This window comes from Jannaschia sp. R86511 (genome assembly GCF_042466345.1).
In the GTDB taxonomy this organism is placed as follows: Bacteria; Actinomycetota; Actinomycetes; order Actinomycetales; family JBBAYJ01; genus Aquipuribacter.
Genome location: NZ_JAXHCD010000001.1, coordinates 443,438 through 460,332, shown reverse-complemented (window position 1 = coordinate 460,332; position 16,895 = coordinate 443,438). Strand labels below are relative to the sequence as shown.

Annotated in this window: 17 protein-coding genes; 8 read left to right on the top strand and 9 right to left on the bottom strand. The window is 74.4% G+C overall.

The window, feature by feature from the left end:
- Nucleotides 1-43: 43 nt before the first annotated feature.
- From SJY06_RS02280 to SJY06_RS02265, 4 genes are read right to left on the bottom strand one after another with little or no spacing between them, the layout of a single operon-like run.
- Nucleotides 44-1,366 (bottom strand): NlpC/P60 family protein, encoded by a 1,323-nt coding sequence (locus tag SJY06_RS02280; RefSeq protein WP_380164218.1) that lies wholly within the window; start codon nt 1,364-1,366, stop codon nt 44-46.
- 7 nt (nt 1,367-1,373) lie between these two features.
- Complete coding sequence (locus SJY06_RS02275) at nt 1,374-1,781, bottom strand: hypothetical protein (protein WP_380164216.1); 408 nt, start codon at nt 1,779-1,781, stop codon at nt 1,374-1,376.
- A 20-nt stretch (nt 1,782-1,801) separates the two neighbouring features.
- Nucleotides 1,802-3,487, bottom strand: a complete 1,686-nt coding sequence (murJ, locus tag SJY06_RS02270; RefSeq protein WP_380164213.1) for a murein biosynthesis integral membrane protein MurJ — start codon at nt 3,485-3,487, stop codon at nt 1,802-1,804.
- Complete coding sequence (locus SJY06_RS02265) at nt 3,484-3,960, bottom strand: NUDIX hydrolase (RefSeq protein ID WP_380164211.1); 477 nt, start codon at nt 3,958-3,960, stop codon at nt 3,484-3,486. The genes murJ and SJY06_RS02265 overlap by 4 nt, the downstream gene beginning before the upstream one ends.
- A 50-nt stretch (nt 3,961-4,010) precedes the next feature.
- On the opposite strand from SJY06_RS02265, the gene SJY06_RS02260 reads away from it, so the two are divergent.
- Together SJY06_RS02260 and SJY06_RS02255 are read left to right on the top strand one after the other, a co-directional pair.
- Entirely contained in the window at nt 4,011-5,474 is a 1,464-nt protein-coding gene (locus SJY06_RS02260) for a CCA tRNA nucleotidyltransferase (RefSeq protein ID WP_380164209.1), read from the top strand.
- A gap of 99 nt (nt 5,475-5,573) precedes the next feature.
- Nucleotides 5,574-6,059 carry a CAP domain-containing protein gene (locus SJY06_RS02255; protein ID WP_380164207.1) on the top strand — a complete coding sequence of 162 codons (486 nt, stop codon included), beginning with the start codon at nt 5,574-5,576 and terminating at the stop codon, nt 6,057-6,059.
- Here SJY06_RS02255 and SJY06_RS02250 read toward each other — a convergent pair.
- The 4 genes from SJY06_RS02250 to SJY06_RS02235 all read right to left on the bottom strand — a co-directional run bounded on the left by SJY06_RS02250 (nt 6,050) and on the right by SJY06_RS02235 (nt 9,673).
- Nucleotides 6,050-7,423, bottom strand: a complete 1,374-nt coding sequence (locus SJY06_RS02250) for a hypothetical protein (protein WP_380164205.1) — start codon at nt 7,421-7,423, stop codon at nt 6,050-6,052. The two genes, SJY06_RS02255 and SJY06_RS02250, sit on opposite strands and share 10 nt — an antisense overlap.
- A complete protein-coding gene (locus SJY06_RS02245) occupies nt 7,420-7,929 on the bottom strand; it encodes a GtrA family protein (protein WP_380164203.1) in 510 nt (169 codons plus the stop codon). The genes SJY06_RS02250 and SJY06_RS02245 overlap by 4 nt, the downstream gene beginning before the upstream one ends.
- Entirely contained in the window at nt 7,926-8,996 is a 1,071-nt protein-coding gene (locus tag SJY06_RS02240; RefSeq protein WP_380164201.1) for an inositol-3-phosphate synthase, read from the bottom strand. The genes SJY06_RS02245 and SJY06_RS02240 overlap by 4 nt, the downstream gene beginning before the upstream one ends.
- Before the next feature lie 104 nt (nt 8,997-9,100).
- Entirely contained in the window at nt 9,101-9,673 is a 573-nt protein-coding gene (locus SJY06_RS02235; RefSeq protein ID WP_380164199.1) for a PadR family transcriptional regulator, read from the bottom strand.
- Nucleotides 9,674-9,784: 111 nt separating this feature from the next.
- Here SJY06_RS02235 and SJY06_RS02230 point away from each other — a divergent pair, with 111 nt between their 5' ends.
- The 6 genes from SJY06_RS02230 (at nt 9,785) to rplI (ending at nt 15,319) form a co-directional block, all read left to right on the top strand.
- Nucleotides 9,785-12,103 carry a transglycosylase domain-containing protein gene (locus SJY06_RS02230; RefSeq protein ID WP_380164197.1) on the top strand — a complete coding sequence of 773 codons (2,319 nt, stop codon included), beginning with the start codon at nt 9,785-9,787 and terminating at the stop codon, nt 12,101-12,103.
- Nucleotides 12,100-13,533: a hypothetical protein gene (locus tag SJY06_RS02225; RefSeq protein WP_380164195.1), complete on the top strand. Its 1,434-nt coding sequence runs from the start codon at nt 12,100-12,102 to the stop codon at nt 13,531-13,533. The genes SJY06_RS02230 and SJY06_RS02225 overlap by 4 nt, the downstream gene beginning before the upstream one ends.
- Nucleotides 13,534-13,664: 131 nt before the next feature.
- Nucleotides 13,665-13,955, top strand: coding sequence for a 30S ribosomal protein S6 (rpsF, locus tag SJY06_RS02220; protein WP_380164193.1), 291 nt, complete (start codon nt 13,665-13,667; stop codon nt 13,953-13,955).
- Nucleotides 13,956-13,965: 10 nt separating this feature from the next.
- The gene (locus SJY06_RS02215; protein WP_380164191.1) at nt 13,966-14,529 is read left to right on the top strand and encodes a single-stranded DNA-binding protein; all 564 of its coding nucleotides are present in this window, start codon (nt 13,966-13,968) and stop codon (nt 14,527-14,529) included.
- Nucleotides 14,530-14,612: 83 nt separating this feature from the next.
- Nucleotides 14,613-14,858 carry a 30S ribosomal protein S18 gene (rpsR, locus tag SJY06_RS02210; RefSeq protein ID WP_340293148.1) on the top strand — a complete coding sequence of 82 codons (246 nt, stop codon included), beginning with the start codon at nt 14,613-14,615 and terminating at the stop codon, nt 14,856-14,858.
- A 14-nt stretch (nt 14,859-14,872) separates the two neighbouring features.
- Nucleotides 14,873-15,319: a 50S ribosomal protein L9 gene (gene rplI, locus SJY06_RS02205; RefSeq protein WP_380164188.1), complete on the top strand. Its 447-nt coding sequence runs from the start codon at nt 14,873-14,875 to the stop codon at nt 15,317-15,319.
- A 112-nt stretch (nt 15,320-15,431) separates the two neighbouring features.
- Here rplI and SJY06_RS02200 read toward each other — a convergent pair whose 3' ends face one another.
- Nucleotides 15,432-16,769, bottom strand: coding sequence for an MATE family efflux transporter (locus tag SJY06_RS02200; protein WP_380164186.1), 1,338 nt, complete (start codon nt 16,767-16,769; stop codon nt 15,432-15,434).
- Nucleotides 16,770-16,895: the final 126 nt, after the last annotated feature.

Below are 16,895 nucleotides of genomic sequence, written 5' to 3'. Positions count from 1 at the left end.
CGTCGGACCACTGTAGGGCGAAGCCGCCGCGGTCGAGGCCGCGTCAGTCGGCGGGGCGCACCGCGCCGTAGACCGGTTTGCGCCAGACCGCGCTGATCTTGACCACGTCCCCCGTGCGGGGGGCCGTGAGCATCAGCCCGTCGCCCAGGTAGATCGAGACGTGGTGGATGGACGAGGGCGCCGAGCCGTTGGCGTAGAAGATCAGGTCGCCGGGGAGCAGCTCGTCCAGACCCACCTTGGGCAGGCCGGCGTACTGCTGGCGCGACGTGCGGGGGATGCTGACCCCGGCCTGGCGGTAGGACCACATAGTCAGCCCGGAGCAGTCGAACGTCGACGGCCCGGTCGCGCCCCAGACGTACGGCATCCCCAGCCGGGTCGACCCGACGCGGATGGCCTCGGCGGCGGCGGCGCTGGGCGCGGCGGCCACGGCGGCCTGGATGATCGCCTGCTCGTCGACGTCGCCGCCGACGTAGCCCGGCGGCACCGTGCCCCCCGCGGGGCCGGCGACGGCCCCGGCGGACGTGGTGGACGTCTCGTCGTCCGTCCCGCCGGCCGCGGGTCGCGCGGCGGCCCGGGCGCGGGCCTCGGCCCGTTCGGCGGCCTGGGCCTGGGCGTAGGCGACCGCGGCCAGCTCGGCCTCCACCCGCTCGCGCTCCAGCGCCTGGACCAGGTCGCGGTCCGTGCCGGCCAGCAGGGCCTCGCGGGCCTGCAGCGTCGTCTCGGTCTCCAGCCGGCGCTGCTCGGCCTCGGCCTCCAGGGCGCGGCGCTCGCGGCGCAGCTGCTGCACCTGCGTCGAGCTCTCGACGGCCACCTCGACGCTGCGGCCGGACTCCTCGACGGTGGCCGCGTCGGCGGCCAGCACCACCCGGGCCGTGCGGTACGTCGTCGCCGCCTGCGCGAATCCCGAGCCCTGCAGGGCCGTCCAGGCCAGCCCCACCGTGCCGCCGCTGCGGTACAGGGCCCGGACCCGGCGGGTCGCCGCGCCGCGGTCGGCCTCCAGCGTGCGGCCCGCCTCGTCGAGCTCGACCTGGGCGCGGACCTCCTCCACGGACAGCACGTCCAGCTCGGAGCGCACCTCGTTCCACGACTCGGCGGCGACCTCGGCGGCCACCTCGAGCTCCTCCACCTGGGCGGTGAGCTCGCGCACCTGCTCGCGCAGCTCGGCGCTGCCGGGCGGGGCGGGGACGGCGGGCTGGGCGGGGACGGCGGGCGCGGCGGGGACGGCGGGTGCGGCGGGGACCCGGGTCGCGCCGCTTGGGCCCACGGCCTGCGCCGGCAGCCCCGTCAGCAGCACGAGCACGGTGGTCAGGCCGGCGAGCAGGGCCGACGCGCGGGCGCGCGGGACCCGAGCGGTGGTGGTCCTCACGGGTGCGTCAGCCCGCGTCGTGGCCGGCGGTGGCCTCGGCCACCAGCCAGGCGTCGCTGCCGGGGACGTGGTGCAGCACGAGGGTGGGGACGGTCCGGCGGACCGTGAGCGTGACGGCCCCGTCCGCGGTGACCTGGAACCGGTCGGCCGGGACGTCGTTGAGGTCGTGGTCGGTGTCGGCGGCCTCGCGGGCGGCGAGGTAGGCCTCCTGGGCGGTGGCGCCCGTGTCGAGCTCCTGGCCGGCGGCCCGGGCCGCGGCGGCCGCGGTGTCGGTGACGGCCAGCTCGGCGATGCCCAGCGACACGCCGTCGAACAGCAGGACGCCGACGACGGCGAAGACCGCCACCAGCCGGACCAGCCAGCCGACGACGACGTCACCGGCGTCGGGGGCACGCACCGTCCGGACCTTCTGCATGTCCGGGACGTCGACCGCGGTCAGGTCCGGCTTGAGGACCCGCCACCCGCTCGGGCGAACCGGCCGCGCAACGTCCGCAGCAGCTCAGTGGTCTCGCCGACCCGCAGCACCCGGGTGCCGACGAGGTAGCCGAGCACCAGGACCGTGCCGCCGGCGAGCAGGGCCAGCAGGGCCTCGGGCTGCGAACCGGTCCCCCCGGCCGCGCCGGCGGCCAGGACGGCGAGCGGTCCGACGACGGCCAGCACGAGGACCAGCCGCAGCAGCACCCACAGGAAGCCGCGCACGCCCAGCCCGCCGGTGCGCCGGTGCAGGAACCACACGGCGGCCACGAGCCCGGCGACCTCGCCGAGCGTCATGGACACCGCGACGCCCGCGACCCACTGGGTCGGCGGCAGCAGGTAGGGCACCAGGAGCGTCCCGGCGGCCCAGACGCCCGCGGTGGCCAGGGTGACCAGGAACGGCGTGCGGCCGTCCTCGTAGGCGTAGAACACCCGCCGCACCAGGTACAGCACGCTGAAGAACGGCAGGCCCAGGGCCATGGCCACCGTCACGTGCCCGACGACGTCCGCCTGCTCGCCGAACTGGCGGAACAGCAGCGCCGTGATCTCGGCGGAGAACAGCACCAGCCCGGCCGCGGGCAGCGTGATGCCCACCAGCAGCACGCGCATCATCCGGCGGGTGCTGTCCGCGACCCCGGCGGTGTCCCCGGCCTGGGCGGCCCCGCTGACCCGGGTGAACACGGCCGTGACCAGGCTGACCGCCAGCAGGCCGTGAGGCAGCATGTAGAGCAGGAACGCGTAGGTCCAGGCGGAGTTCGAGGCGGTGACGGCGGCCTGCGCCGTGCCCTCGGTCGCCGCGCTCGCCGCGGCACCCACCCGCGAGACCAGGACGAAGACCAGCTGGCTGACCACGATGCCGGCGAACGTCCACGCGGCGACCACCCCGGCGCTGCGGAAGCCGACGCCGCGCAGGCCCCAGCGGGGCCGGTAGGAGAACCCGATGCGCCGCAGCGGCCACAGCAGGACCGCGGCCTGGGCCACGACGCCCAGCGTCGCCGACCCGGCCAGCAGCGCGACCATGGCCGGGGTCCAGGTCAGCGGGTCCGACAGCTGCTGCACCCCGAACAGGCCCCAGAACACGAGCAGCCCGGCGATGGCCACGACGTTGTTGACCACGGGGGCCCACATATACGGCCCGAACGAGCCGCGGGCGTTGAGCAGCTGCCCGAACAGCGTGTAGACGCCGTAGAAGAACAGCTGGGGCAGGCACCACAGGGCGAAGGCGACCGCCAGGTCGAACTGCGGCGCGGCCCACTCCCCGCCGGTGTACAGCCCGACCAGCGGCCGCGCCAGCAGCGTGAGGACCACGGTCAGCAGCAGCAGCCCGACCACGGCCATGGTGAACAGCCGGTCCAGGAACTCGCGGCCGCGGGGCCCGCCGCGGTCCGCGCGCACGATCTGCGGCACCAGCACGGCGTTCAGGGCGCCCCCGGCGACCAGGGCGTAGATCAGGTTGGGCAGCTTGTTGGCGACGTCGAAGGCGTTCGAGGCCAGGTTGGCCGCCGTGGTGCCGAGCAGCACGGCCAGCACGGCCTTGCTGACGAGCCCGAGCAGGCGGGACACCAGCGTGCCGGCCGCCATGACCGCCGTGGCGCGGGCGAGCCCCTGGCGGGGACCGGGGGGTGCGCCCTGTCCGGTCGTGGTCACCCGTGGCCGCCGGCGCGACGCGCGACGGGTCCGTCCAGCAGCGCCACCGCCGCCCGGACCGCCTTGCGCTCGTTGGGGAACGCCAGCCGGTCCTCCAGCACGTCCAGACCGATCCAGGCCGCGTCGACGGCCTCGGCGTCGGGGTCGTTCTCGACGGTGATCCGGCCGCCGGTGGCCTGCAGCAGGAACAGGTGCACGGTCTTGTGGATCCGGTGCCCGTCGGCGAAGAACCAGTAGTCGATGGCGCCGAGGGAGTCCAGGACGCGGCCGTCGATGCCCGTCTCCTCGGCGATCTCGCGGACGGCGGCCTGCTCGGGCGTCTCCTCGCCCTCGAGGTGGCCCTTGGGCAGGCACCACTCGAGGCGACCGGACCGGTTCCGGCGGCAGATGACCGCCACGCGCATCGGGTCGGCCGCCATGTCGACCACCAGACCGCCCGAGGACACCTCGGTCCTGGTCGGGGGCGGCGTCATCGCACCAGGGTACGGCGAGCACCTGCGTGGCCGTGGCACGCTTGACCGCCGTGCCCGAAGACCGTTCCGCCGCCCTGCGCCGCGCCACCAAGGCGCTCGCCGGGCTGTCCCCGCTGACCGACGAGCTCGGTCGCCGCTTCGTCGACGCCGGCCACGAGCTGGCGCTGGTGGGCGGGCCCGTGCGGGACGCCTTCCTGGGCCGGGTCTCGCCCGACCTGGACTTCACCACCGACGCGCGGCCGGAGCAGATCGAGCGCGTGGTCGCCGGCTGGGCCGACGCCACCTGGGACATGGGCCGGGACTTCGGCACCATCGGGGCCCGCAAGGGCGAGCAGGTCGTCGAGATCACGACGTACCGCACCGACGCCTACGACGGCGAGACCCGCAAGCCCGTGGTGGTGTTCGGGTCGTCGCTGACCGACGACCTCGAGCGGCGGGACTTCACGGTCAACGCCATGGCCGTGCGGCTGCCGGACCTGGAGTTCGTCGACCCGTTCGGCGGCACCGACGACCTCGTGGCGCGCCGGCTGCGCACCCCGGGGGCGCCCGACCGGAGCTTCGGCGACGACCCGCTGCGCATGATGCGGGCCGCGCGGTTCGCCTCGCAGCTGGGCATGGCGCCGGACGAGGCGGCGCTCGCGGCCATGCGCGACATGGCCGGCAGCATCGCCATCGTCTCCGCCGAGCGGGTGCGCGACGAGCTCGTCAAGCTCCTGCTGGGCCGCGACCCCCGCGCGGGCCTGGAGCTGCTGGTCGGCTCCGGCCTGGCCGACCTCGTGCTGCCGGAGCTGCCCGCGCTGCGCCTGGAGGTGGACGAGCACCACCGGCACAAGGACGTCTACGAGCACACCCTGACCGTGCTCGAGCAGGCCATCGCGCTGGAGGACGACCACCGCGACCCCGACGCCGTCGTGCCCGGCCCGGACCTCGTGCTGCGGCTGGCCGCCCTCATGCACGACGTCGGCAAGCCGGCGACCCGTCGGTTCGAGCCCGGCGGCGGGGTCAGCTTCCACCACCACGAGGTGGTGGGGGCCAAGATGACGGCCAAGCGGATGAAGGCGCTGCGCTTCGACAAGCAGACCACCAAGGACGTCGCCCGCCTCGTCGAGCTGCACCTGCGCTTCCACGGCTACGGCGAGGGGTCGTGGACCGACTCGGCCGTGCGCCGCTACGTGACCGACGCCGGGCCGCTGCTGCCGCGGCTGCACCGGTTGACGCGCTCGGACTCCACCACGCGCAACGCCCGCAAGGCCCAGCGGCTGCGCCTGGCCTACGACGACCTGGAGCGCCGCATCGACGTGATCCAGCAGCAGGAGCAGCTGCAGGCGGTGCGCCCGGACCTGGACGGGACGGCGATCATGGCGCTGCTCGACCTCGCCCCCGGCCCGGTGGTCGGGCGCGCCTACAAGCACATGCTCGCGGTGCGGCTGGACACGGGGCCGCTGGACGCGGGGGCCGCCGAGGCGGAGCTGCGGCGCTGGTGGGCCGAGCAGCCGGAGTCAGCCAACCGCTGACAGGCTGTATCGTGACGCTCCGTGCTAAGACAAACACGTAGCGATGCAGGACTCGTCGTCTCCTCAAGGCTCCCGGCGCCCGTGCCGATGGGTCGGGGCATGGAGACCGCCGAGCCGACCACGTCCGCCTTCGACCGCCGCTCCCTGCTGACCGGCGGGCTCACGCTGGGTGCGCTGGGCGCCGGGTCCCTGCTGACGGCGGCCCCGGCCGCCGCCGGGGTCACCCGGATGTACAACAGCCTGGACGTCTCGCGGGTCCGCGCGGGGCGGCGCAAGCTGTACCGGGCCACGTCGCTGGCGAGGGTGGCCCAGGCCTGGGCCGCCGAGCTCGCCCGCTCCGGCAGCCTGCGCCACAACCCCCGCTACAGCTCGCAGATCCCCTCGGGCTGGATGAGCGCCGCGGAGAACGTCGGCTACGTGGGCGCCGGGCACTCCCGTCCCGAGGACGTCCTGCACTCGATGTGGATGAACAGCTCCGGGCACCGCGCCAACATGCTGGGCAACTTCTCCAGCGTCGGCATCGGCCGGGTCGTCGACTCGCGCGGACGCCTGTGGGGCGTGCAGGTGTTCGGCCGCTACTCCTGAGCCACCCGGCCGGGGCGGCCCTCGCGGGCCACCGGTCCGGCCCGGCGCGTCACGCGGACGTAGCTGAGCCCCGTCACCAGGTACAGCGCCGCGATGGCGCCGTACAGCAGGCGTGAGTAGCCGTCGTCGGGGATGACCAGCGCCCCCAGGGCCGCGGCGAGGATGAACGCGGCGTTGAACACGACGTCGTAGAAGGCGAACGCCCGGCCGCGCACCGACTCCAGCACGCCGGTCTGCACGTGCGTGTCGGCGGCGATCTTGACCACCTGGCCGCACAGCCCCAGCACCAGGGCGCCCGCGGTCAGGGACCAGACCGCCACCCCCAGCGTGTACAGGGCCTCGACTCCGGCCGCTACGAGCAGCGCGGCGGCCACCCAGGCGTCCAGGCCGCCCAGCCCGAACCGCCGCCGCCCCGGCAGGGCGCCCAGCCACCGGGTCGCGGTCGGGGTCGCCGCGGCCGCCAGCAGCGCCCCCGCCGCCGCGGCGCCCCCGGCCAGGCCCAGGATCCCGAGGCCCACGTCCACGTCGTCGGACAGGTAGCCGCGGGCGAGCAGGAACGTGGCGATCGTCGACAGCCCGAACGCGAAGCGGTGCGCCCCCACCACGGCGATGGCGTTGCGGGCGGCGGGTCGGTGCCAGACGTGCACCGCTCCCTCCCGCAGGCCCCGCAGGACCGCGGCGACGGCCTCGGTCGAGCTGGCCGCGGTCCGCTCGTCCGGGCCGAGGGCCCGGCGGTCGATGCGCAGGGCCAGCAGCGCCGCAGTCAGGAACAGCCCGCCCGCCAGCAGCAGGACCGCCGCGTCGGTGCTGGGCGCCGCGCCCACCAGCAGCCGGACCAGCAGACCGAGGCCGAACCCGGTGCCGAACGCCCCGGTGCCCAGCGTGGGCGTGATCGAGTTCGCCGGCACCAGCAGCCGCGCCGGGACGGTCTTGGGCAGGGCCGCGCCCAGCCCCGCCAGCAGGAACCGGTTGACGGTCAGGGTGGCCAGGACCAGCACGTACAGCGCGACCAGGACGCCCCCGGTGAACGCGCCCCCGCCGGCGAGCACGACCCCGGCCACCAGCGTGACCAGGACCACCCGGACCAGGTTGCTCACCAGCAGCACCCGCTGGCGCGACCAGCGGTCCAGCAGCACGCCGGCGAACGGGCCCACCACGGTGAAGGGCAGCACCGCCACCGACAGGGCCCCGGCGACCAGCGGGGCCGTGGGGGCCTCGGTGGGGTTGAAGAGCACGAAGCTGGCCAGCCCGGCCTGGAACGCGCCGTCGCCCAGCTGGCTCGCCAGCCGGACCGACAGCAGGCGCCGGTAGGGGCTCGAGCGCAGGACCTCGGCGAAGCCCCCGGTGCGGCTGGTCCGGCTCACGCGGGCGTCGTCCGCCGGGGGTCCGGGTCGTGCGGCCCGTCGACCTCGTGGCCCCGACCGGGCACCCCGCCCCCGCCGGCGCCGTCGCGGAACGTCCACCAGCGGTAGGCGCAGTAGTCGAGCACGGCGTTGGTGAACGCCGACAGCACGCGGGCGGGCAGCAGCGGCAGGCCCAGCTCGACCAGCAGCGTGACCCCGAACACGACGAGCAGGTAGTCGGCGGTGACCTGCGGCAGGAACCGGCCCAGCTGGCCCGCGACCCGGCCGTGGGCGGCGTCGAAGGCGAACCAGCGGTTGAGCATGAAGTTCAGCGAGTAGGTCAGGACGAACGCGATGGTCACGCTGGCCTGGTACGGCAGCGGCGTGAACGTGTCCAGCAGCGCCAGCACCGTCAGGTCGAACGACAGCCCGATCCCGCTGAAGACCAGGAACCGGGTCAGGGAGTGCCGGTAGACCCGGGACAGCCGGGAGCCCTCGCGGGGCTCCCGGCCGGCCGGCGGTGTCACTCGCCGCGGATGAACGCCTCGAGCATGGTGCGCCCGACGTCGTCGGGGTTCTGCTCGGGCGGGGACTTCATGAAGTACGTGCTGGCGGCGATGACGGGCCCGCCCTGGCCGCGGTCGGCGGCGATCTTGGCCGCGCGGACCGCGTCGATGATGACGCCGGCGGAGTTGGGCGAGTCCCAGACCTCGAGCTTGTACTCCAGGTTCAGCGGGACGTCGCCGAACGCACGGCCCTCGAGCCGGACGTAGGCCCACTTGCGGTCGTCGAGCCACTGCACGTAGTCGCTCGGCCCGATGTGCACGTTGCGCGCACCCAGGTCGTGGTCGACGTTGCTGGTGACGGCCTGCGTCTTGGAGACCTTCTTGGAGTACAGGCGGTCCCGCTCGAGCATGTTCTTGAAGTCCATGTTGCCGCCGACGTTGAGCTGGTAGGTCCGGTCCAGCACCACGCCGCGCTCCTGGAACAGCCGCGCCAGCACCCGGTGGGTGATGGTGGCGCCGACCTGGCTCTTGATGTCGTCACCGACGATCGGGACGCCGGCCGCGGTGAACTTCGCGGCCCACTCCGGGTCGGAGGCGATGAACACGGGCAGCGCGTTGACGAACGCGACGCCCGCGTCGATGGCGCACTGGGCGTAGAACTTGGCCGCGTCCTCGGAGCCGACGGGCAGGTAGCAGACCAGGACGTCGGCCTTCGCGGCGCGCAGGGCGGCGACCACGTCGACGGCCTCGGCGTCGGACTCCTCGATGGTCTCCCGGTAGTACTTGCCCAGCCCGTCCAGGGTCGGGCCGCGCTGGACCGTGACGCCCAGCGGCGGCACGTCGCAGATGGTGATCGTGTTGTTCTCGCTGGCGCCGATGGCCTCGGACAGGTCGAAGCCGACCTTCTTGGCGTCGACGTCGAACGCGGCGACGAACTCGATGTCGCGCACGTGGTACTTCCCGAACTCGACGTGCATCAGGCCGGGGACCTCGGTGTCCGGCGCGGCGTCCGCGTAGTAGTGGACGCCCTGGACGAGCGAGGCGGCGCAGTTGCCGACGCCGACGACGGCGAGACGGATGGAACCCATGCGTTGTCTCCTGTTCGTGACCGGTGACCCGGTCGTGGGGATGGTGCGGGGTGCTGGTGCGGTTCGGGTGGTCTTCAGGTGGTCTGCGGGTGCGTCGGGGGCTGCTACCCGGTGGAGGGGCTGTCCACGCCTGCGCGCTCGGCGGCCAGGCGCGCGTCGGTCCAGTGCAGCTCGGCCTCGACCGAGGCGACACCGCGCTGCGCCCAGGCCCTCCGGTACGGGTCGCGGGAATCCGCGGGCTCCGCGCAGCCCCGGCCGCGGGCGTGCTCGAGGCGGTCCAGCAGCCGGGCGCGGCGCTGCTCGAGCACGCGCACCCGGTCCGCCGGGGCCAGCCGGGCGAAGAACGCGAACCTGACGCCGAACGCGTCGTCGTCGCCCAGCGCCGCCCCGGGGTGGGCCAGCAGCTCCCGGAAGCGGGCCCGGCCGGGTTCGGTGACCTGGTAGACGACCTTGGTCGGGGTGACGCCGCCGGCCGCGGCCACCGGGGAGCCCTGGGCCCGGACGTACCCGCCCGCCTGCAGCCGGCGCAGCGTCGGGTAGAGCGTGCCGAAGCTGAGCGCGGCCCGCCACGGGCCGAGCAGGGCGGTCACGTGCTTGCGCAGGTGGTAGCCGTGCATGGGCGCGTCCTCGAGGACGCCGAGTACGGCGAGCTCGATCACGTCGGTCCGGCGGGGCACCCTGCTCCGTCCCTGGTGTCGGCGCGATGTATCGGCTCGATACGTCGTCGCGCTGCACAGTAGGCGCTCGCCGTCACGACCGCCAACTCCGCCCGGTCATACTGGTCGGCGATGTCTGGACCCGATCGCCCTCTCTTCCCCGAGCCCTCGACCCCTGGTCGGGGACGCCCGGCGCGCTCCGGCGCGCGCCCGACGGGCGGGTCCGGCGGTCCGTCGTCGCCGGCCCCGAAGCAACGGCGCCGCTGGCTGCGGCGCACGTTCCAGGTGCTGGGCGTCACCGCCCTGGTCGTCGTGCTGGGTGGCATCGCCGCCGTGGCCCTGGCCTACGTCCGGACGTCCATCCCCGACCCCAACGACGCCGTGTTCGCGCAGACCACGACCATCTACTACGCCGACGGCGAGACCGAGCTCGGCCGCTTCGCCGCGCAGGACCGGACCATCGTCGAGGCCGACGCCGTCTCCGACACCATCCGAGAGGCCGTCGTGGCCGCCGAGGACCGGACCTTCTACGAGAACCCGGGCATCAGCCCGACGGGCATCGCCCGGGCGGCCTGGGGCATCGTCATCAACCAGCCTGCGGGCGGTGGTTCGACCATCACGCAGCAGTACGTCAAGAACTACTTCCTGACCTCGGACCAGACCGTCGAGCGCAAGGTGACCGAGATCCTGATCTCGCTCAAGGTCGAGCGCCGGCTGGACAAGGACCAGATCCTCACCGACTACCTCAACACCGTGTACTTCGGTCGCGGCTCCTACGGGGTGCAGGCCGCCGCGCAGGCCTACTTCGGGGTGGACGCCGCGGACCTGACGGTCGAGCAGTCGGCCCTGCTGGCGGGGGTGCTGCCGGCGCCCAACCGCTACGACCCGCGGGTCGACGCCGAGGCCGCCCAGGAGCGCTTCGACTACGTGGTCGACGGGCTGGTCGTCACCGAGGCGCTGACCCAGGCGGAGGCCGACGCGCTCGAGCTGCCCGAGACGGTCGAGAGCAGCAGCGAGGGCCTGTACGACGGGCCGCGCGGCTACCTGCTGCAGGCCGCCCGCGAGGAGCTGGTCGAGCTCGGCTACGACGAGACCGCCATCGACACCGGCGGCCTGCAGGTCGTCACCACCTTCGACCCCGAGGTCCAGGACGCGGTCGAGGCGGGGGTCGCCGAGGAGATGCCGGACGACGAGGACACCGGCGGGGAGCCGCTGTCCCCGGGCCTGCGCGTCGGTGCGGTGACCCTGGACCCGGAGACGGGCGCCGTCCGGGGGATGTACGGCGGCGAGGACCTGACCGAGCAGCAGAACTCGGTGACCGCCGGGATCGCCGAGGCGGGCTCGACCTTCAAGCCGTTCACGCTGGTCGCCGCCCTGGAGGCGGGCATCCCGCTCACCGAGCGCTTCGACGGCAACAGCGGCCGGTACTTCGACAGCTACGGCGACACCCCGGTCCGCAACTTCGGCGGCACGAACTACGGCACGGTCGACCTGGTCGACGCGACGGCGAACTCGGTCAACACCGCCTACGTCGAGCTCAACGAGGAGGTCGGTCCCGAGGCCACGCGCGACGTGGCCGTCCGGGCCGGCCTGCCCGACAACACCGTCGGGCTGGAGGACTTCGTGTCCAACGTGCTCGGTGCGTCGTCCCCGCGGGTGATCGACCAGGCGCAGGCGTTCACCACGTTCGCCGCCCAGGGCGTGCGCCGGGAGTGGCACGTCGTCGCCTCGGTCACCGCCCCCAACGACGAGGTGCTCTTCGAGCCGGACACCACGGGCTCGGAGGTGTTCGACCCCGACGTGATGGCCAACGCGACCTACGCGATGACCCAGGTGGTCGAGCGCGGCTCCGGTCGCGAGGCGCAGGCGCTGGACCGGCCGGTGGCCGGCAAGACCGGCACGAGCAGCGACGCCCGCTCGGCCTGGTTCATCGGCTACACCCCGCAGCTGGTGTCGGCCGTCGCGCTCTACCAGACCGGTGAGGACGGCGAGGCCGAGACCATCGACATCCCGGGCACGCGGACGGTCACGGGCGGGTCGTACCCGGCCCGGATCTGGACCGCGATCATGGCCGGGGCGCTCGAGGGCGAGGACGTGCTCGAGTTCCCCGAGCCCGTCGACGTGGCGCCGCGCACCAGCGCGCCCGTGGCCCCCGCACCCGAGGAGCCGGAGCCGGAGCCCGAGCCGCCCGTGGTCACCGTGACCGCGGAGCCCGAGCCGACCCCCGAGCCGACGCCGACCCCGACCGAGACCACCGAGGAGCCCGAGCCGGAGCCCACGACCGAGGCGCCCGAGCCGGAGCCGGAGCCGGAGCCCGAGCCGCCGTCCGAGGAGCCGGAGCCCGAGCCGGAGCCGCCGACGGTCGCGCCCGAGCCCGAGCCCAGCGACGCGGCGGACGCGCCGGTGCAGGGTGGCCGGGTCACGCCCCGACCCAGCCTCCCGGTGCCGTGAGCCGACCGGGCGTGGCCGCGCCCACCCGCGAGGACCGCTTCGCGCGGTGGGCCAGCCCGGTGCTCGGCGGGCCGGCCGGGCGCCGGGTGGCCGAGCCCGGCCACCCCTGGTGGGGGGCCGGCCGCGTCCTGACGCTCGTCTCGCTGCTGACGGTGCTGCTCGCGGTGCTGCGCACCCAGCACTGCCGCTCGCAGGGCTGGACCACGCCCGGTCAGTTCGTGCACACCTGCTACTCCGACGTGGCCGTGCTGTACGGCACGCTCGGCGGCACCCCGGCCGGCCTGCTGGGGCTGGAGCCGGCGGGCTCGGACGGGCTCGCGCAGCCGGCGCTGACGGTCTACCTGGCCGCCCTGCTCGCCCTGCTGGTCGCCCCGCTGCAGGGCCTGTCGGAGCTGCTGGGGGCCGGTCCGACCGCCACGGTGGCCGACGTCGGGCCCCGGGTGTTCCTCGACCTGTACGCCGTCGTGACCGCGGGCGCGCTGGTGCTGGCCGTGCTGGCCGTGGTGTCGCTGTCGGGCCGGCGGCCGTGGGACGCGACCCTGCTGGCGGTGAGCCCGGTCGTGGTGCTGTCCGGCCTGGTCTCCTTCGACCTCCTCGGCGTCGCGCTGGGCGTCGTGGCCGTGGCCGTGTGGGCCCGGGGGCGGCCGCTGCTGGCCGGGGTGGTCCTGGGCCTGGCCGTGGCGGCCCGGTTCCACGTCGTGCTGGTGGCGCTGGCGCTGCTGCTGCTGGCCGTGCGCGCCGGCCGGGTCCGCGAGGTCGCGGTGACCTGCTCGGCGGCGGCGTTCACCTGGGCGGCGCTCAACCTGCCGATGGCCCTGCTGTCGCCGCAGGCCTGGACCGCCCCGGCCCGGACCTGGTGGGCGGCCGAGCCGGGCTACGGGTCGCTGCTGCTGGTGCCCCGGCTGCTCGCCGACGAGCAGGTCCCCGGCATCAGCGGGCTGACCGGGCCGCAGTCGTCGGTCATCACCGCCGTGCTGACGGTCGCCGTCGTGGTCGCGGTGGCGGTGTGGGTGCTGGCCACCCCCCTGGCCCCCCGGCTGCCGGTCGTGGTCCTCGTGCTCCTGGTCGGCACCCTGCTGGTGGCCAAGACCGTCCCGGTGCAGGCGACGCTGTGGCTGCTGCCGTGGGCCGCGCTGGCCGTCCCCCGCTGGCGCGACCACCTGTGGTGGTGGGCGGCCGAGGCGCTGTACGTGGTGGCGGTCTGGCAGTACCTGGTGGGGCTGAGCGAGGCCGACCGGGCCCTGCCCGCCGGGTTCTACGCCGCGTTCATGGTGCTGCGGCTGCTGGCCGTGGCCTGGCTGGGCTGGCAGGCGTGGCAGCTGGGCCGGCAGCCGGGCACGGACGAGGTCCGTCGCGACGCCGACGGCCACGACCCGGCGGCGGGTGCCCTGTGGGGCCTGGAGGACCGGGTCGTCGTGCGGTTCACCTGACCTCGCGGCTGGCGGTACCATCGGCGTTTGTGCCTGCCCGGCCCCCGATGGGTCGCCAGCCGGCACCGACGCAACACCCTCCTGCCACGGACCGACCGTGGCCGACAGACCACAGGAGGTGGGTAAGCACGATGCGTCAGTACGAACTCATGATCATCCTGGACTCGGACCTCGAGGAGCGCACCGTCGCCCCGAGCCTCGAGCGCTACCTGACCGTCATCAAGGACAACGGCGGCACGGTGGACAACATCGACATCTGGGGCCGCCGCCGCATGGCGTACCCGATCAACAAGAAGAACGAGGGCATCTACGCGGTGGTCACCATGTCCACCGAGCCCGCGCCGGCTCTGGAGCTGGACCGCCAGCTCAACCTCAACGAGTCGGTCGTGCGGACCAAGCTCATCCGCCCCGACTCCCGCTGAGGAGGCCGTCATGGCCGGAGAGACCATCATCACGCTGGTAGGCAACCTGACCGGTGACCCGGAGCTGCGGTTCACGCCGTCCGGCTCGGCGGTCGCCAACTTCACCGTCGCCAGCACGCCCCGCACGTTCGACCGCCAGTCCAACGAGTGGAAGGACGGCGAGACGCTGTTCATGCGCTGCTCGATCTGGCGCGAGGCGGCCGAGAACGTGGCGGAGTCCCTCACCAAGGGCACCAGGGTCGTCGTGACCGGGCGCATGAAGTCGCGCTCGTTCCAGACCAAGGAGGGCGAGAACCGCACCGTCATCGAGCTGGAGGCCGACGAGATCGGCCCGTCGCTGCGGTACGCGACCGCCAAGGTCAACCGCACCCAGCGCTCCGGCGGTGGCGGCGGTGGCTTCGGCGGCGGTCAGCCGGCCCAGCAGCAGGGTGGTCAGGGTGGTGGCGGTGGCTGGTCCAACGCCCCCGCGGCCGCCCCTGCCGGTGGCAACCAGGGCGGCGGCTACGCCGACCCGTGGGCGACCGGTCCTGCCGCTGGTGGCTACTCCGGCGGCGACGACGAGCCGCCCTTCTGAGGTCGAGCACCTCGTCCTTCATGTTCGTGACACCCGTCCGTCCGGCCAGCTGGCCGAACGGCACCTGACGTAGAGGAGACACCGTGGCTGCCGCCAAGAAGCCGGTGCTGCGCAAGCCCAAGAAGAAGCTCAACCCCCTCAAGACCGCCGGGGTCGAGTACATCGACTACAAGGACACCGCCCTGCTGCGGAAGTTCATCTCCGATCGGGGCAAGATCCGCGCCCGCCGGGTCACCGGGGTGACCGTCCAGCAGCAGCGCCAGATCGCCCAGGCGATCAAGAACGCCCGCGAGATGGCCCTGCTGCCCTACTCCAGCGCCGGCCGCTGAGGAGAGGAACTCACATGAAGCTGATCCTCACCCAGGAGGTCACCGGGCTCGGCGAGCCCGGCGACGTGGTCGACGTCAAGGACGGCTACGGCCGCAACTTCCTGCTCCCCCGCCGCCTGGCCACGCCGTGGACCAAGGGCGTCGAGGCGCAGGTCACGTCGATCCGCACGGCCCGCAAGGCCCGTGAGATCGCGACGATCGAGGAGGCGCAGCAGGTCCGCGCCACCCTGCAGCAGCACCCCGTCACGCTCACGGCCCGCGCCGGTGACTCGGGTCGTCTGTTCGGCGCCATCACCCCGGGCGACATCGCCGAGGCGCTCGTCGCCTCCGGCGGTCCGTCCATCGACCGCCGCAAGGTGATCATTCCCCAGCCCATCAAGTCGCTGGGGACCTACACGGTCACGGTCAAGCTCCACGCCGACGTGACCGCGTCGATCGACGTGGACGTCGTCGCGGCCTGACCCGGCCCCGGCACGACCCGAACCACCTGAACGCCCGGACGGGCGGTCCCGGACCACCGGGGCCGCCCGTTCCGTCGTCTCGTCGCTCCGTCGTCCCGCTCCGTCGTCCCGCTCAGTCCGAGCCGAGGACGAGCCAGCGCCCCGACCGCTCCCGCAGCCCCAGGGTCAGGGCGCGTGCGGCCATGAAGCCGCCGGCGAAGGCGACCCAGAGGGCCACCAGGCCGGTGGTGCCCGTCAGCCCGGCCAGCGGGACGACGGCCACCAGCGGCAGGTAGCCGAGCAGGGCCCACAGCCCCGCGACGGCCAGGTACCGGCCGTCCCCGGCCCCGATCAGCACCCCGTCCAGGACGAACACGTAACCGGCCAGCGGGGCGGTCAGGCCGACCACGAGCAGCCCGGCGGTGACCGCGGCCCGGACGGTGCCGTCGTCGGAGAACAGCGCCGGCAGCCAGGGCGACCCCGCGGCGAGCAGCACCCCGAACACCACCCCGCCGCCGATCCCCCAGCGCACCATCCGGCGGGTGGTGCGGCGGGCGCCCGCGGCGTCCCCGGCGCCCAGGTTGCGCCCCGTCAGCGCCTGCGCGGCGATGGCCAGCGCGTCGAGGGCGAAGGCGCCGAAGGTCCAGACCGTGAACACCACCTGGTGGGCGGCCAGGGACTCGCCACCGGTGCCGGCCGCGACCCAGGTTGTCACCAGGAGCGCGACCCGGAGGGTGACGGTCCGCAGCAGCAGCGGCACCCCGGCGACGGCGGCCAGCCTGATGCCGCGCGCGTGGGGGCGCAGCGGCACGGCGTACCGCTGCGCCCCCCGCACGACCAGGGCGACCAGCCAGGTGGCCATCAGCAGCTGGGCGACGACCGTCCCCCACGCCGACCCCGCGATCCCCAGCCCCGGCAGCGGCCCCGGTCCGTGGGTGAGCAGGTACGACAGCAGCGCGTTGCACGTGAAACCGACCGTCGCCACCACGAGCGGGGTCCGGGTGTCCTGCAGCCCCCGCAGCACGCCGGTGGCGGCCAGGACGACGAGCATGGCCGGGATGCCCAGGAACGAGATCCCCAGGTACACGGCGGCCTCGTCCGTGGCCCCCGGCGCCGCCCCGAACACCGTGGCCACCGTCGGCGCCGACGCCGCCCCCACCGCGGCCACCACGAGGCCCGCCACCAGGGCGAGCCAGGTGCCGTCCAGCCCGACCCCGATCGCCCCGGCGCGGTCGCCCGCGCCCAGGCGGCGCGCCACCGACGCCGTCGTCCCGTAGGCGAGCACGACGAACAGACCGACCAGCGTCGACAGGACGGCCGAGGCGAGCCCCAGGCCGGCCAGGCTGTCGGTGCCCAGCGCGCCGACGATCGCGGTGTCGGTGAGCAGGAACAGCGGCTCGACCACCAGCGCGCCGAGCGCGGGGACGGCCAGCGCCAGGATCTCCCGCGCCTGCGCGTCCGGGCGCCTCACCTGGCCCTCCGGCGGTCCGCGGGGCCGCCATCAACTTTCATCGTCAACAATGTGGACAAGGCTGTGGACAACCGAGCCAGCGGGCGGGCCGGGCCGCCCTTACCACCTGCGAGCCCCTGAGGGCCG

Coding starts and splice junctions, on each gene's coding strand:
- SJY06_RS02275 (WP_380164216.1), bottom strand. CDS start 1,781: ATGCAGAAGGTCCGGACGGTGCGTGCCCCCGACGCCGGTGACGTCGTC.
- SJY06_RS02265 (WP_380164211.1), bottom strand. CDS start 3,960: ATGACGCCGCCCCCGACCAGGACCGAGGTGTCCTCGGGCGGTCTGGTG.
- SJY06_RS02255 (WP_380164207.1), top strand. CDS start 5,574: ATGGAGACCGCCGAGCCGACCACGTCCGCCTTCGACCGCCGCTCCCTG.
- SJY06_RS02240 (WP_380164201.1), bottom strand. CDS start 8,996: ATGGGTTCCATCCGTCTCGCCGTCGTCGGCGTCGGCAACTGCGCCGCC.
- SJY06_RS02230 (WP_380164197.1), top strand. CDS start 9,785: ATGTCTGGACCCGATCGCCCTCTCTTCCCCGAGCCCTCGACCCCTGGT.
- rpsF (WP_380164193.1), top strand. CDS start 13,665: ATGCGTCAGTACGAACTCATGATCATCCTGGACTCGGACCTCGAGGAG.
- SJY06_RS02215 (WP_380164191.1), top strand. CDS start 13,966: ATGGCCGGAGAGACCATCATCACGCTGGTAGGCAACCTGACCGGTGAC.
- rplI (WP_380164188.1), top strand. CDS start 14,873: ATGAAGCTGATCCTCACCCAGGAGGTCACCGGGCTCGGCGAGCCCGGC.